Here is a 15,606-nt window from a genome sequence, read left to right as displayed (position 1 = left end):
ATAGTTGACTCTTGAATGATAGCTTTCAGCCCTAAGCTTTCCAATGATAACTGATAACTGCTTACTGCTTACTGCTTACTGCTTAACTTGACTGCCGTGACTGCGGGGATCGGTTTGACTAGCACCCACAAGGATATTAAAATCAGAAGTCTCTCCCGTAGTGGTGGCATAGGGTAGGGTAGAATTAGTTAAAAGTGCTTCTAAATTAGCAGTTAAAATTGATTTTGGTTGTTCTCCGATCGCTTGGGCAACCGGTTGTCCTTGGTTATTTAAAAATACAAAATGGGGAATCCCATCCACACGATAACGGAGAATTTCCGGCAACCATTTATTATTATCAACGTTGAGCATAACAAAATTAATGGCATTACCGTATTGTTTTTTAATTTCGGCAATTTCAGGGGCCATCGCCTGACAACTGGTACACCAATTAGCATAAAATTCTGTCAGGGTGGGTTTACCATTGCTGACGGCAAGATCGAAAGGTGTCGCTTTTTCCGCTTGCGCTTCCAAAGATACGGAACTAGCGGTGGTTTGAAAGCCGAAGAAAATCGCTACACTAAGGATAACTGCCGTTACTGCCAGCAGAAGATTTCTGGTTTTGTTGGTGGGTGTGGTGGCTGTCATGGATATTTAATCAAAGTTTACTTTGTCCTATTGTAACGACTGCTGCGCTCTTTTAGTATTGGTGTCGATTGAGTTACAATTAAGTTAGAGATGGGTAATAATTATGACAGAAGAAAGACTCGATCGAATAGAGGGACAGCTAAAAAGGCTAGGAGGGGACGTTCATACAATTGAGGGGCGATTAGAAACTTTAGAAAGTAACGTTCAAAACATTGAAAAAAAGCTAGGAGACGTGATCAACCAAATCCGTGAACTTAGTCTTAGCATCGATACCTACCAAAAAGCTGATCAACAGGTAGTTAATTTGGCTTTTGGTCTGATCGTTGCCGTCACTGCTACTATTGTAATTCCAGCCGTTTTCGGCAAATAAGCAAAAAAAGATTCTTTGATTGGAAAGGCTGCATGAAAAAACGCGTTACTCTCACTTTTCCCAAAAAAGCCGTCCATATGCCCGTTACCTATCGACTGGCAAAGGATTTTAACGTCGCCGCTAATATTATCCGCGCCCAAGTTGCCCCCAATCAAGTGGGAACATTAGTATTAGAATTATCGGGAGATATCGATGAGTTAGAAGCGGCGATCGAATGGTTACAATTACAAAATATTGGCGTTTCCCAAGTTAGTCGCGAAATCGTTATTGATGAAGAAAAATGCGTCGATTGTGGCTTATGTACGGGAGTTTGTCCCACGGAAGCCTTAACCCTTGATCCCGAAAGTTTTCGTCTTAAGTTTTTGCGTTCCCGTTGTGTGGTTTGTGAACAATGTATCCCCACTTGTCCCGTGGTGGCAATTTCCACAAACTTGTAAAATAGAAATTATTAAATTAATTTTTTTGCCCATTTAAATAATAGCCATCTCTGGAGATTTTAAGCCTTGATGTATTGCCAAGGAGGTTAATCGCCACAAATATCCCGCTCGCTTTCTGCCTAAAGACCCTTTCTCCGATACCATAGTTAAAAAGAGAGCCTTGACTCTGGCCACATCTGTGGGGATTACATACCATTAATCATGGTTTTTTTTGCAAAAAATACAAAAAACTTGACATGACTTCTGCCGTTCCTCGCCTTTCCTATCCTGATAGTCCGATTGCTGATCTTCGCGACCTCTATAACTTTATCCTCAACCCGCAACTGTTAGCCGCAGAAAAGGGAAATCGGTCGATCGTCAGTTTTTGTCAAAAAATTTCCCCCCTTGATCTCCTAGAAATTCTCTCTCGGATTGCTTCTAGCTATCCCACCCATTGTTATTGGGAAAATCCCGAACGAGAAACTGCTTTTCTCGGCTACGGCATCGCTTTTACTGCTACTTTCCACGGCAAACAACGTTTTTTAAAAGCTCAAAAATTTATTGAAAACTGTCAACAAAGAATTATTAAAATTGATAACTATAGCGAGATTACTCCCCGCATCTTTTGTAGTTTCACTTTTTTCGACTCGGCAACAGCTACCCCCTTTCCCTCAGCTACCCTAACCCTGCCTAAGTTTCAAATTATCAAAAAACAATCGGAATATTTTTTCCTGACTAATCTCTTAATCACCGGCGAAAAAGAAATAGAAAACTCCCTCGAAGAAACTATTAACAACCTCAAAATTATCCAAAATAACTCGAGCAATTGTCGCCAAAATCCCCATCAGGCTCCCTGTAGTTATTATATTCATCCTACCTATAATTTTCAAGCGGCTGTTGCCGATGCCATCCAATCTATCCATGCTCAAAAATTTAGCAAAATTGTCCTCGCTCACGCTCTTGACGTGATTTCTCCTCGTCCTTTTCATCTAGTAAACTGTCTCGATAATTTGCGTCAGCGTCATCCCGATTGCTACACTTTTTCCCTCGGCAATGGACGGGGAGATCATTTTATCGGCGCTAGTCCCGAACGCTTGCTAACTGTCCATCAGGGGCAATTAATCACCGATGCTTTAGCGGGATCCGCCCCCCGGGGAGAAAATGCGATCGAAGATGCTCTCTTTGCCAATAAACTCCTCGCTAGTGAAAAAGAACAACGGGAACATCGGGCTGTTAGTGACTTTATTAACCAAAAACTGCGACAAATTGGCTTAAATCCGCAAAATTCTCCCTCTAGATTGTTAAAACTCTCCAATATTCAACATCTCTGGACTCCTATCCATGCCAAACTAAAACCCTCTATCCATCCCCTCGAAATTGTTGCCCAACTACACCCCACTCCTGCTGTTGCTGGGGTTCCCACCGAGATCGCTTTAGCACAAATTCGTCATTATGAAACCTTCGATCGCTCTCTTTATGCCGCTCCTTTGGGTTGGATTGATTGTCACAATAATAGTGAGTTTATTGTTGGTATTCGTTCGGCATTAATTAAAGGCGATCAAGCGCGATTATACGCCGGTGCGGGTATTGTTGCCGGCTCCGATCCAGAAAAAGAACTAGCAGAAATTCAGCTGAAATTTCAAGCTCTCTTAAAAGCTTTAACTTAAACTGTAGCTTTTTAGCGAACTAATAACTTAAATAAGTTTAATTTACCCTTAAAAGGCGGATATTTTAAAACAGGATTGAACCAAAGAGGTGTTTTCATAATCGCTTTTTGGTGACTAAAATTCTCAAAGGAAAAACGACCATGATAGCTACCAATACCGCTATTTCCTCGACCACCAAAGGGTAAACTAGGATTAGTAAAATGAAAACTATTGTTGTTAATACAACCTCCCCCAAACTGGACTGATTCTAACCATTTCTTTTCAGTCTTTGCCTTGGTAGTAAACAGATAAAAAGCTAGAGGGTTAGGATTTTTAGCAATAATTGCTAAAGCTTCCTCAAAAGTGCTAAAGGCAATGATCGGTAAAATTGGACCGAATATTTCCCCTTGCATAATAGGAGCATCAAGGGAAACATTAGTTAATAAAGTTGGTTGAATATATAAATTTTCTCGATCAGTTTTGCCACCAAAAACAATCTCACCATCTTTGAGCAAGTCAATCAGGCGATCAAATTGTTTATCATTAATTATCTTACCATAATCAGCACTTAATCTGGCATCTTCACCAAAAAAATTAACAATAGTATTAGCTAATTCTCTGATCAAATTCTCCTGCTGGGATTGATGTACTAAAACATAATCAGCTGCGATACACATTTGACCACAATTAGAGAATTTTGTCACGGCAATGCGACGAGTTGCCACGGAAATATTAGCATCAGCTTCGATAACACAGGGACTTTTTCCCCCTAATTCTAGAGTAACAGGAATTAACTTTGCTGCCGCTAGTTGATAAATAATTTTTCCTACCCTTGTACTGCCAGTAAAAAATATATGATCAAAGGTGAAACTGTCTAACATATTCGGAATTACTTCCGCACCATCTCCGGGTACAATTAACACATATTCTTCAGGGAATATTTCTTGAATTATTTTAATTACTAATTTTTCCGTCGCTGAGGCAAATTCACTCGGTTTTAATACCGCACAGTTACCGGCAGCAATAGCACCAACTAAAGGCACTAATAACAATTGGAGGGGATAATTCCAAGCACCAATAATTAACACCACTCCCAAAGGTTCCCGAATAATTTGACTGGAGGAAGGAAAATTTAAGAGATTAGTTTTAACAGGTTTGGGTTGCATCCATGAGCGCAAATTTTTTAAAGCGTTATTAATTTCCCCCAAAAGGAAACCATTTTCAGTAATCCAACAATCTTCGGGACTTTTCTTTAAATCCCTATATAAAGCTTGATATATCTCTCCTTCATATTTAATAATTGCCTGTTTTAACTTCTCTAACTGCTGACGACGGAATTGATAGGAACGAGTGGCACCACTAACAAAATACTGACGCAATTTGGCTAATTTTTCTGAGTTTGACAGCATCGAAATAATTCCTAAGTTAATGATGGTAATTCTATGGCATCCACTGGGGACGAATTCCCGCTAGAGGTAATTCAATTAAATCAGATTTACTTGCTTTCACTCCATCTTGTAGGGGAGGAATTAACATCCACAAACGACCACCGATAATTGTTTCTCCTGAGTCAGTAGTCAAGGGATTAGTCGGATTAGTATCATAACTGGTGCGAAGTTGATCAAAAATAATCGCTAAACTATCGGGAGATAAACTAATGTGAATATCACGATAATCGGCTAATTCCAGTAGGGGAGTCACTTGACCAGTCTTCACATCTATTTTAGCAAAATAGGGTTTTTCTTTGTACTCTTGACTGTTAGTAACTAACTCAGTTAACAAACAATATAAATCACTACCAGTGGCATTAAATTGACAATCTATAATCGAACCTTGTAGATTGAGTAAGCGTTTTTGTAATCCTTGATTATTGACATAAAAAAGCGATCGAATATAACGCATTTTGGCATTATCAGTATTAAAATTCACCATTGCCGCAGCCGTACCATCAGCAGAAAAATTCAAAATTCGCCCAAATTTTGGTAAAAAATCCAGGGGTTTTGTTTCGGTTTTTAAAGGCAAAAGTGCGATTCCTTCCCCCTGGGTGACAGCCAAAGTTTTACTATCAGGTGCAATCAAAAATTCTCCACCTTGAATGTTTAATTGTTTGGGTTTTTCCCCCGATTTAACTGCCCATAAATCGAAGTTAATCGGATTGCGGCGCTCAATTCTCTGCACGACAATAGTTTCCCCATCTTTAGATAAATCAAAATGATTATTTTGATAATCTTTATTGTCTAGCACTAACTCAATTTTTGGGGAAGATTGGCCAAAATCAACTTGGTAAAGCTGTAGTTCACGAATTCCCTGTATTCCCTGATTTTTCGCCACGGCCGAAAAGAGGATTTTTTTACCATCAGGGTAGAATTCAAAAGCCATAACGGTCAAATTTGCGGGGGTTAAGAGGGTTTTCTTCTCCTCGGTCAAGTTATAAAAAATTAATCTTCCCTGTTCTTCCCCATTAGTGCCAATATAGGCAAAAGCACGATCGCGACTTTTAAATTCTCTTTCAAAAATTGCTAGGGTTTGTCCTAATCGATTACCGCTGGGAAATTGTTCCCGCGCACCTTCAATTTGCAGATGATATTTTTCTCCGTAGGGAATGGGAGAGGTGAGGGTATAAGCTAATCGTCTTCCGGCCCAACTAAACTTCCCCGGGAGCGCAGGATCGATAACTAGATTTTTTTCTACACTAGCATGATCCATGGGGCGATCAAAAGTGATAATAAATGCTTGATCTTCCGCTCCAATTTCTCGATTTTCCCAGCTAAATTCCTTGACTCTTGGACCAGTTTGTAAAAGACATTGATTACCACAGCTATTACCTAACCAAATTAAGCCACCAATTACTAAGGTTAGGGATACAATTAATGTTATCGCTAATTTATCAATCGGTTGTAGTTGTAAGGTTTTCAGCATTATAGTAGATGGTTAGAAACAACTGATAACAGTTAACTGTTAATATCCGTAGGGATCCGCAGGAGTGGGTATAGGTTTCACGGATTTGGCCTTAATTACTAATTGTCTTCTGGTGGTTGATTTTCCTACCTCTACGGGTAAAGATTCCGTGGCCATTTCTCCGGTGATTTCTAACCAGGTATCATTGGGATATTGACTGCGACTTCCTGATAGTTTCACTGGTAAACCCACGGGATAAGCATCCACGGCACAACAGGTAAGAATAAAGCGACTAATTAATAAATAATTATCGGGTAATTGGGGCAATTGCACCACAAAACCTGTGACTTTTACCGGTTGTCCTGTGTAAGCATCAGGTTCAGGGTAAGCATTCAAAGTTCTTACCCATTCAATTAAACTTTTTTCCTCCGGTTTAACGGTAGTACCAAAGGATTGAGTTTGCACGCGAGTTAGGGGTAAAGATTCACTAATTCCCCTCTGTAATGCGATTTGACTACTGAGGGGCTGCGGGGCGATAAATAGGCCTAAAATGGCAGTTATTACTAATAAACCTGAGCCAAAATGTTGAGGAAGAATAGTAATATGCGATCGATTATCGTTACTATCTAAATTAATCTTTTTTTGCCACTGTTTTAATAATGTCCAAAGCTTGACCAATCCTAGGGCAAATAAAGCAATACTGGTGATGAGAACCAGAATAAAATAATTAGGATGGATCAGTAAATTTAACTGTCCAGTTATCCAGTATTTAAATAGTAATGAACCCCAACCGATTAGGGCAATAATATCGATAAATTGGGGGGCGATTATTTTTAGACGTGATGAATTCATGGGAAAAACTATCTAGGGACTGACCTAAAATAAATAACTGTGAGCCAAGGTGAGTAAAAAAGTCATTTGCGCTGCTAAAGCAAAGAGATAAATTAACATTCTCGGTTTAAAAATAGACAACATTAAACCAATCCCTTTCAGGTCAATCATTGGACCAAACACTAGAAAAGCCAGCAGGGAACTACTGGTAAAACTAGATGCAAAGGAGAGAGCAAAAAAAGAATCAACTGTGGAACAAATCGAAACAATGACCGCTAACAGCATCATTGCCAAGATCGAAGTAATCGGATCCTGACCCAAATTAAGAATAAATTCCCGGGGAACAAACACCTGTAAACCAGCCGCTATAGCACTTCCTAAGATTAACACTCCTCCTAATTCCCGTAATTCCATCACCACGTTTTCCAGAAAAGTTAACCAGCGCCTTTTCATCGGGATAGCTTGCACTGCCGGTAGGACAGCAGTAGCGGCAAAACTTTCGTCTAAGCGCAAAGTTTTGCCGGAATTACCGATCAGAAAAGAACCGGATTGTAGTAGTAGTGGGATAGATTCTTTTTCCGGTGTTTGCGGTTGCCAATTGAGACTTTTTGCCAAAGAGGTTTGGAGGAGCGGTCGGGGATCTTTTTGGATACTAAAGATAATCCCGATAACCGTAGCGATGAACAAAGAAAAGATAACTCGATAGAAAACAATTTCCGGTTGATCGCGAAAAGCTACCCAAGTGGACCAGATAACAATCGGGTTAATTGTCGGCGCTGCTAAGAGAAAACTAACCGCTACTGCATTCGGCATTCCTTGCACAAGTAAACGTCGCGCCACTGGCACATTGCCACACTCGCAGACGGGGAACAAAAACCCAATACATCCCCCCACAAATGCTCCTAAAACAGCATTGCGAGGCATCAAGGCAACTAGGCGACGTTCATCGACAAATATTAAAAGAATACTAGAGAGAATCACCCCTAGCAGTAAGAAAGGCATCGCTTCCACCAACAGGCTCAGGAATAGGGTAAAGGCATTTTGTAGTTGACTCATCTATCCTCGCCTTGGCAATTAGAGGTTTAAGGGTAAAGACTTAGGAACCCTAGAAAAAGGTTCATCTATCAGTTATCAGTGACCAGTTATCAGTTATCAGTGACCAGTTATCCGTTATCCGTTACAGCCTTTCTCGTCAAGATGAAGTATAACTCAATTTGGTATTGACGACCAGCGACCGGCTCCCCAAAAGGAAAACTTCGTACCTCACCATTAAGATAACTGTTAGAGCAGATTTGAGTTTTCAGTCCACTGATTACTGTTTACTGATCACTGAACTAGAGGACTCGATTAAGCTTGCCGCTTTGATAACCTTCTAGATCGAGGGTGACATAGATAAAGCCTAATTTTTGCAGATCAGCGACTAATTCGCTTAAATTTGTCCGATTAATAAAGTCGGGAATTTCCGCTGCCGGTAATTCAATCCGTGCCGTATCGCCGCTCGATCGCACCCGTAATTGACGATAACCTAATTTTCGCAGATAAATCTCCGCCCGTCCGACTCTTTGCAATTTCTCCAGGCTAATTTCCTCCCCGTAGGGAAAACGGGAACTTAAACAGGGTTGCGCCGGTTTATCCCACCAAGGTAAATTTAAGTAACGGGATAGTTGACGAACTTCGCTTTTTGTGATAGCAATTTCCGCCAAAGGTGAACGAGCGCCGCGTTCCCTAGCTGCTTGAATCCCGGGACGATAATCCCTTAAATCATCAGCATTAACGCCATCGATGACGTAGGAATAACCACGAGCTAGAGCAAGGGGTTTAAGGGTGTCGTGTAGCTCACTTTTGCAGAAATAACAGCGATTAACGGGATTACTGGTGTAATTAGGGTTATTCATTTCCTCGGTTTCCACCAATTCATGTCGAATACCGATATAATCGGCCTGAGCGATCGCTTCTTCCAATTCTTCCGGCAGTAGGGAGGGGGAAACCGCCGTAATTGCCAATGCTTGACTCCCTAGCAAATCATAGGCCACTTTGGCCACTAGGGTACTATCCACGCCCCCAGAATAGGCAATCAGAGCCTTTTCACTGGTTTGTAAGAGGTTTTGTAATTGTCCGAGTTTATCAAGTAATTGACTGTCCATGGCGGCGATTTTAGCAACTGGTTTAGGGAGACCATTTTTCATTATATGCCGTGCCGTAATTAATCAGGGCTACCCCTCGATTTATGCTGCCATAATTTTGTCAATAATTGGGCTATTGTTGGCAATTTTTACTAGAAAATAATCTCGCTATTCTAAGGATAGGCGTTGAAACTTTTTGCCGCAAACCCTAATTATTTCCTTCGCTCCTATAGCACCGCGCAATAACCCTCCCCACAGGAATGTAAACAAGCGAATACTTGATCTGATCTCAAAGGATTAGGATAAAGCGATGATACCAAGATTTTGATCTTGCTCAAAAGATAAAATAGCTTCGTAGTTATCTCTTAATAATGATTCTATAGTTTTAGTAGAGCAATTTCCCAAACGAATCCAAATTACTTTAGGCGGAAACCCTTTAAGAATTAGTAATTCATTAAAATCAGAATCTTTAGTGACAATAATATAGTCTTGTATTTTAGCGATTTCCCAGACATAATAATCAGATTCTTGGTCTAATCCCAGCAAGTAAAGATGATTAGAATCGGGATAAATATCAACTAATAGACTAACTAAACGAGGTGATAAATTGTGATCAAAAAGTAATTTCATTAGTTAACTAAAATGGTTTGACGTTCACGCTCGGCGGCATAACTCAAACAGGCTAAAATATCCGCCTTGGTTAAGTAAGGAAAATCTTCTAAAATTTCCTCATAAGTCATTCCCGAAGCCAGATAGGAGAGAACATCATAAACAGTAATTCTCATTCCTCTAATACAAGGTTTTCCGCTCCTTTTTCCCGGTTCTATGGTAATAATATCTTTGTATGACATAATGTTGATTAACTGGTGATCAAATCTAAAATTGATGATAGCATTTCGGGACAACTCCTCTGTAGTTGCCCCTGCCAAGGATAATTTATCCCCGACGACGAAGGGAAGCGGCACCCAACGCACCAACAGCGATTAAACTCACTATACCACTAGGTTCGGGGGTTGAAACCGTTGGAGCAGGAGTGATATCCCCATTAAGAGCCACAAACCCACCCCCGGCAACATTAGCGGAGTTTTCAGCATAGAACCAGATAGTGGAGGAGTCAGCATTCAGTCCATAGAGACGGAACTGCACCGGTCCGGTTTGGGGTGCTAAACTGCTTAGGTCAAAGCTGTAGGTATTAAAGCTAGTTGTTAAGTTCACTTGTGTCCCTAAATTATTGGTGAACCCATCAACACTAGAGCGCAAGACTAAATCTAGCACGCCCAGACTATTCCTCGACGCATTGAGTTGCAAGTTAGTAAAATCGACTTGAAAACCTGCACCGGGTTGCACGGCAAATTCCACGTATTGGTTGGTGCTGACGGTGCTAGTTGTATTCCATGAGTTAGTAGAACCACCCAAACGGAAGGAAGTACTATTCGAAACCCGAGTTATCCCGGCGGTATCTAACCCAGTGCTGGTTATATTCGCACCTACAGTATCCGCCGCTCTGGGATAGGTCGCGGTAGAAGCATTAAAATGATTCCAACCAGCTACTATTGCCGCTTGAGCAGGAGTAACCCCAGCTAACCCCATCGGAGTCAAGGGGGTTAAAATTGTCAGTAATTTTTTCATGGATTTGATGACAGTAATAGGAGAAAATTATGGTCATATTTAACGCTAGTTTTGCGCCAATATCCCACTGGAAAAATATCACAAGGGGGGGGGGAAGTCAAGGGCTATGTGATCATAATTTTTTATTGATTTTTATATTTAAAATAGTTTTGGGTTATATAAATATTTTTGACTCGTTGTAAGGTTATAGCTTGGAATGCAGATAAGCGAGGTTCTACCTATACTTATTTCTTTGACCGAAATGATCACCTTCGCTCCTAGGTTCCCCCGCAATAAATTGACCTGGTGCATCTTACATTTGCAGGAATACCGACAATCAGCAATTATACTAAATCCGTTGAGTATAGGCTACTTATAAAGGAGAGAACCTCATGCAAAAGGGGGAATAAATAATCAGTTTTTAATAACCAGATTTAGTATTAGCTTGTTGGCGAATTTTATCTTTAATATAGTCGGGAATAGGGCTAGGATTCATGCTTCTAATGGTGAAATTAATCCTCTTTTAACCGCTTCATTTAATCCTTGTGCCTTCTTTAACAAGTTTATTTGATAAATTTGCATCAATGACCAAAGTTCCCTATTTTCAAAGGTTGATAAATCCCCCTCTTGTTGTTGATTGAGCAACTCGCTTAATCTTTGATCCTGTTCCGATGCCATTTGTAATTGAGTTAATTTGATAATTTCTTCATCTGATAATGAATTTAGGGATGAGATTTTTTCGCCTTGATAATTGGGACTAATAGAAAAAGCGATCGCTTCTACTAATATATCATTAAGATCACGGTTAATTGAATGGGCTAAGGATTGAGCTAGATTAAAAATCTCATCAGGTAGGGTTAAAGTAATTGAAATGGCCATAAGCCTTTTTTATGCGGGTTTATAGAGATCTTATAATTATACCTCAAATTTTTGTTACCCATAGGGATAAACTGGTTCAAAAGTAACAGAATAGCTCATTTAAGGTTCTTTTATCAACCTCAGATTTCGAGGCAAGATTTACCGATAACTTAACTCACGGCAAGACTGATTAAATTTCGATATAAAATATATTGTCCTAAAGCTATTTCAAAATATCTCATAGGTGAGGGACTTAAAAAGCTTTTGATTTCCACAACAATTTTACGTCCATTTCTTTCAGCAGCCAAAGGTTTTTCTGCTGCTAAATCAGCAAAAATTCAACATCTTTATATTTAATTTTATAAGGATCAGCTAAAATAGTCCAACCGTCTTTAATTAAGGCATTTTTCACGGCTTCATGGTAAATATCTTTTGCTGGCATGGTTCTAAAAAAGTAATTTCATTAGTTATATTTAATTTTATTAACAATCCTAAGTCTGATAAAATCGGTGATCAAATCTAAGTCAGTTATCGACTCTGGTTCAAAAGTAACAGAATAGCTCATTTAAGGTTCTATCCCATATATTTTATCCACCTCAGCTGCGGGAATAGTCGCTCTTCCTTGTAATCTTTTTTGTTGGATTTATAATAACTTTTCTTTAGCGGAAAAAACAGTTATAATCCTCTGACTGGCCGTAGGAGTTAGTATCCATAGTCTAGGGATATTTTCTGCTAATAAGGGTTGTTGATGACGGTGAGCTTCTCTTTGTAATTGTTCCCGCACAGTAAACAGTTTAGATAAACAGGCAATAATGCCATCAATCGTGACCGGATTGCGATAGGGTTCCAATAAACAAGGGGTTTGAGCTAATCGACCCAATAAACCTAATTCGGGCGGTATTTCTGGGGAAGTCGGTCGAAAATACACATCGATTTCTTGAGTTTTTGCCGTCACATCAAGGCTAGTTTTCACGTCACCGGAAGAAGCAAGAAAAGTTTCGAGGTAGTCTTTCACTAAATTTATCCCAGAGAAAGCGAGTCAAGGCCGAAGTGATTCAATCAATGATGATGGTTATTTTATCATCTTCAAAGCCTATTTATTAGTTCAGCCAATTAATTAAGTCAGCTTGAGTCTCAAAGTCTAGTAATGCTTCTCCTAAGTCTTCTAATTTTTCTACTGAGAGTTTTTGAATAGTTTCGGTGATATGCGGGGGCAATTCACCAAAACGTCGCTTTAGTTGACGTAGCACTAACTTGGATGCTTCTTTTTGAAGTCCGATAGCTTCTCCTTGTTGAATCCCTTCGATTCTACCTTTTTGAAGTCCGATAGCTTCTCCTTGTTGAATAGCTTTTTCTCTATCTTGTTCGTATAAAGGGGCTAAACGCATGATAAATTTTCTCTCCTCCTGGGTTCTTTTGGGTAAGGCTTGCAAGTTCCTACTTAAATTGTATAATAATTTTAAGGAAGCTGATTTAAAGGGATGATGAGGAGACAAGGCCTCTAATTCATCAATCGCTCTGCTTCTGGTTCCTCCTCTACCTAATAATCTTAACCAAAGGGTTTCAGGGGTTTCAGGTAATTGATGCAGGACAATAAGGGATGTGGTTAATGCTGGAGGTAAAAAATAAATTCCTTCTCCCCAATCTGGGTTATTGAGAGCGGAAAAAGCAGTTATAATCCTCTGACTGGCCGTAGGAGTTAGTATCCACAGTCTAGGGATATTTTCTGCTAATAAGGGTTGTTGATTGCGGTGAGCTTCTCTTTGTAATTGTTCCCGCACCGTCAACAGTTTAGATAAACAAGCGAGAATTCCCTCAATCGTGACCGGATTGCGATAGGGTTCCAATAGACAAGGGGTTTGAGCTAATCGGCCTAATAAACCTAATTCGGGCGGTATTTTGGGGGAAGTCGGTCGAAAATACACATCGATTTCTTGAGTTTCTGCCGTCACATCAAGGCTAGTTTTCACGTCACCGCAAGAAGCGAGAAAAGTTTCGAGGTAATCTTTACTAAATTTATCCCAAAGAAAGCGAGTCAAGGCTGAAGTGATTCAATCGATGATCAGGGTTATTTTATCATCTTCAAAGCCTGATTAGGAAAATTGGCAGCATTGCAGCTTTAGTTACAGATTTTTCCTAGTTTTTGCGCTACAAATGAAAGGTTAATCAGCAAAAAACGCGCTCGACGAATGAAACCGCAAATCATCGTCTGTGGATTAGGTCGCACGGGTTATAAAATCTTTTGTTTACTCAAACAACAATCTGCGGCAGTAGTAGCGATTAGCGATCGCCAAATGGTCTGTGAATACCAGTCTGATATTATTATCGGCGATCCCTGCTCTCCTAAAACTCTCCTGCAAGCTGGCCTTCCAGATGCAGAAACCCTAGTTTTGGCCATCGATAACGACGCACTCAATCTGGAAATTCTCACCCGCGCAAGGATAATTAACCCGAAAATTCGGATAGTTAACCGACTATTTAACGAAACTTTAGGAGAAAGACTCGATCAAACCCTCCCTGCTCACGTTAGCATGAGCGTTGCTTCCCTAGCAGCCCCGATCTTTTCCTTTGCTGCCCTTGGTAATAAAGCTATCGGTCAATTACAGCTATTCGATCGCCTTTGGCCAATTCAAGAGATAATTATCGAGGAAAATCATCCTTGGTGGGGATTACCCCTCTACGAACTTTGGGACGATCCGGCCCGGATGTTAATCTATTATCTCCCCGCTCACGACGAAATCGATCTGGTTTCCGCAGTTCTTTTAGGCAAAAAACTCCAAACTGGCGATCATCTCATTATCGGCAATAAACCGACAATTAAGGCAAAACAGCGTTTTAAACTGCAAAAGTGGCTGAGAAATCTGCTCAATCTCCGTCCCTATCAGCACTATGTCCAACCGGTAATTCTTGTCACCCTTTCTCTCCTGGGGATGATTTCCCTTGCTACCATTACCTATCTCAGCGTTAATCAAAAAATTTCCCTTGTCGATTCCCTCTATTTTTCCGTCGGGATGATTACCGGCGCCGGAGGTAACGAAAAAGTGGCCGAATCTACCCCCGATAGTATCAAAATTTTTACCGTGGTCATGATGATTGTCGGTGCGGGGGTTATCGGTATCTGTTATGCTCTCCTCAACGATTTTATTCTCGGTAGTCGCTTTAAGCAGTTTTGGGATGCTACCCGCATTCCCGTCCGCAATCATCACATTATCTGTGGTTTAGGAGGTATCGGCACCCGGATCGTGCGACAATTGCACGACCAAGGCTGTGAAGTGGTGGTGATTGAATCGGACCCCAATAATCGATTTTTGCATTCCGTGCGCTCCTGGGGAATCCCCGTTATCATCGAGGATGCGCGTCTAGTGGCTACCCTAGAAACCGCTAATATTAACAACGCCGAATCTTTGATCGTGGTTACTTACGAGGATATGATTAATGTGGAGATTGCCCTCACTGCTAAAGCGATCGCTCCTAAAATTAATCTAGTTTTACGCTGCTCTCAGGAACAATTCGGGCGATCGATTCAAGAGGTTTTTGATTTTGATACGGTATTATGTCCCCGGGATCTAGCTACCTATTCCTTCGCTGCGGCCGCTTTGGGCGGTAGAATTCTCGGTAATGGCATGACCGATGATCTCCTCTGGGTTGCTTTAGCCACATTAATCACACCTAATCATCCTTTTATGGGGCAAATTGTCAAGGAAGCGGCGATGAATGCCGATTTTGTGCCACTTTACTTAGAAAAACAGGGTCAAACTATCCACGGTTGGCAATTACTGGAAATTACTCTCGATCAAGGTGATATTCTTTATCTAACTATGCCGGCTATGCGTTTACAACAGGTTTGGCAAAATACTTCCCTAACTATTCCCCAATCTTTCCGCGATTTAAAATGATTTCCGGTCTTAATTATCTGAGCAAAGCTAGTTATCGCTGTATCTTGAGTTTAGGCAGTGCCGGCAGTATTTTAAGTCTCGCTAGTGCCAGCAGCATTTTAAGTCTGGTTAGTATCGGCAGTATGCTCAGTATTGGCAGCGTCGGCAGTATTCTTAGTATTGGCAGTGTCGGCAGCATTCTCAGTATTGGCAGTGTCGGCAGTATCTTTGGCATCTTTCAATATCATTCTCTGCCTAACTATCCAGAGTAGTTCTAATGAACTACTACTCGCCGCTTCTTTGTCGATGGCGGTTTTTTGAGTTTAAACTGTGGGGCGATCGCTTTTTATGTAA

17 protein-coding genes and 1 pseudogene are annotated in these 15,606 nt (G+C 40.6%); 5 read left to right on the top strand and 13 right to left on the bottom strand.

The genetic code is table 11. The features are described 5' to 3' along the window. Positions 1–75 precede the first annotated feature (75 nt). On the bottom strand, positions 76–627 hold the full coding sequence (locus tag ACQY1X_RS08945; RefSeq protein WP_002750106.1) for a thioredoxin family protein: 552 nt from the start codon (positions 625–627) through the stop codon (positions 76–78). 103 nt (positions 628–730) lie between these two features. On the opposite strand from ACQY1X_RS08945, the gene ACQY1X_RS08940 reads away from it, so the two are divergent. The 3 genes from ACQY1X_RS08940 to ACQY1X_RS08930 all read left to right on the top strand — a co-directional run bounded on the left by ACQY1X_RS08940 (position 731) and on the right by ACQY1X_RS08930 (position 3,080). Next, positions 731–997: a hypothetical protein gene (locus tag ACQY1X_RS08940; RefSeq protein ID WP_430014423.1), complete on the top strand. Its 267-nt coding sequence runs from the start codon at positions 731–733 to the stop codon at positions 995–997. 32 nt (positions 998–1,029) lie between these two features. Next, complete coding sequence (locus ACQY1X_RS08935; RefSeq protein ID WP_002739790.1) at positions 1,030–1,434, top strand: NIL domain-containing protein; 405 nt, start codon at positions 1,030–1,032, stop codon at positions 1,432–1,434. Positions 1,435–1,670: 236 nt separating this feature from the next. Then, positions 1,671–3,080 (top strand): isochorismate synthase, encoded by a 1,410-nt coding sequence (locus tag ACQY1X_RS08930; RefSeq protein ID WP_430014422.1) that lies wholly within the window; start codon positions 1,671–1,673, stop codon positions 3,078–3,080. Positions 3,081–3,091: 11 nt separating this feature from the next. Here ACQY1X_RS08930 and ACQY1X_RS08925 read toward each other — a convergent pair whose 3' ends face one another. The 12 genes and pseudogenes from ACQY1X_RS08925 to ACQY1X_RS08870 all read right to left on the bottom strand — a co-directional run bounded on the left by ACQY1X_RS08925 (position 3,092) and on the right by ACQY1X_RS08870 (position 13,416). Next, a complete protein-coding gene (locus tag ACQY1X_RS08925; RefSeq protein WP_430014421.1) occupies positions 3,092–4,468 on the bottom strand; it encodes an aldehyde dehydrogenase in 1,377 nt (458 codons plus the stop codon). A gap of 31 nt (positions 4,469–4,499) precedes the next feature. Then, positions 4,500–5,978, bottom strand: a complete 1,479-nt coding sequence (locus ACQY1X_RS08920) for a hypothetical protein (protein ID WP_430014420.1) — start codon at positions 5,976–5,978, stop codon at positions 4,500–4,502. Between the two features lie 39 nt (positions 5,979–6,017). Then, on the bottom strand, positions 6,018–6,809 hold the full coding sequence (locus ACQY1X_RS08915; protein ID WP_002739829.1) for a TIGR03943 family putative permease subunit: 792 nt from the start codon (positions 6,807–6,809) through the stop codon (positions 6,018–6,020). A 24-nt stretch (positions 6,810–6,833) separates the two neighbouring features. After that, positions 6,834–7,844: a permease gene (locus tag ACQY1X_RS08910; RefSeq protein ID WP_002739866.1), complete on the bottom strand. Its 1,011-nt coding sequence runs from the start codon at positions 7,842–7,844 to the stop codon at positions 6,834–6,836. A gap of 278 nt (positions 7,845–8,122) precedes the next feature. Beyond that, the gene (gene larE / locus ACQY1X_RS08905) at positions 8,123–8,932 is read right to left on the bottom strand and encodes an ATP-dependent sacrificial sulfur transferase LarE (protein ID WP_002740227.1); all 810 of its coding nucleotides are present in this window, start codon (positions 8,930–8,932) and stop codon (positions 8,123–8,125) included. A 276-nt stretch (positions 8,933–9,208) separates the two neighbouring features. Next, positions 9,209–9,541 carry a DUF5615 family PIN-like protein gene (locus ACQY1X_RS08900; protein WP_159249832.1) on the bottom strand — a complete coding sequence of 111 codons (333 nt, stop codon included), beginning with the start codon at positions 9,539–9,541 and terminating at the stop codon, positions 9,209–9,211. Next, positions 9,541–9,762 carry a DUF433 domain-containing protein gene (locus ACQY1X_RS08895; protein ID WP_002750124.1) on the bottom strand — a complete coding sequence of 74 codons (222 nt, stop codon included), beginning with the start codon at positions 9,760–9,762 and terminating at the stop codon, positions 9,541–9,543. Before ACQY1X_RS08895 ends, ACQY1X_RS08900 begins: the two co-directional genes overlap by 1 nt. Before the next feature lie 85 nt (positions 9,763–9,847). Next, a complete protein-coding gene (locus ACQY1X_RS08890; RefSeq protein WP_430015607.1) occupies positions 9,848–10,540 on the bottom strand; it encodes a PEP-CTERM sorting domain-containing protein in 693 nt (230 codons plus the stop codon). A 471-nt stretch (positions 10,541–11,011) separates the two neighbouring features. Beyond that, positions 11,012–11,398: a hypothetical protein gene (locus ACQY1X_RS08885; protein WP_002776525.1), complete on the bottom strand. Its 387-nt coding sequence runs from the start codon at positions 11,396–11,398 to the stop codon at positions 11,012–11,014. 161 nt (positions 11,399–11,559) lie between these two features. Next, positions 11,560–11,819, bottom strand: a pseudogene (locus ACQY1X_RS08880) (element excision factor XisH family protein); the annotation flags it as partial. A gap of 201 nt (positions 11,820–12,020) precedes the next feature. Then, positions 12,021–12,392 (bottom strand): hypothetical protein, encoded by a 372-nt coding sequence (locus ACQY1X_RS08875; RefSeq protein WP_430014415.1) that lies wholly within the window; start codon positions 12,390–12,392, stop codon positions 12,021–12,023. Positions 12,393–12,477: 85 nt separating this feature from the next. Next, positions 12,478–13,416 (bottom strand): DUF4351 domain-containing protein, encoded by a 939-nt coding sequence (locus ACQY1X_RS08870; protein ID WP_103111508.1) that lies wholly within the window; start codon positions 13,414–13,416, stop codon positions 12,478–12,480. A 150-nt stretch (positions 13,417–13,566) separates the two neighbouring features. On the opposite strand from ACQY1X_RS08870, the gene ACQY1X_RS08865 reads away from it, so the two are divergent. Continuing rightward, positions 13,567–15,273, top strand: coding sequence for a potassium channel family protein (locus tag ACQY1X_RS08865; protein WP_430015606.1), 1,707 nt, complete (start codon positions 13,567–13,569; stop codon positions 15,271–15,273). Beyond that, complete coding sequence (locus tag ACQY1X_RS08860) at positions 15,270–15,524, top strand: hypothetical protein (protein WP_002776534.1); 255 nt, start codon at positions 15,270–15,272, stop codon at positions 15,522–15,524. The genes ACQY1X_RS08865 and ACQY1X_RS08860 overlap by 4 nt, the downstream gene beginning before the upstream one ends. Positions 15,525–15,606: the final 82 nt, after the last annotated feature.

The sequence above is a fragment of the Microcystis protocystis FBCC-A270 genome (assembly GCF_050500235.1).
Taxonomy (GTDB): Bacteria; Cyanobacteriota; Cyanobacteriia; order Cyanobacteriales; family Microcystaceae; genus Microcystis; species Microcystis ichthyoblabe_A.
Note: the sequence above shows the minus strand (reverse complement) of the source record. Positions and strands in the feature narration are given on the sequence as shown.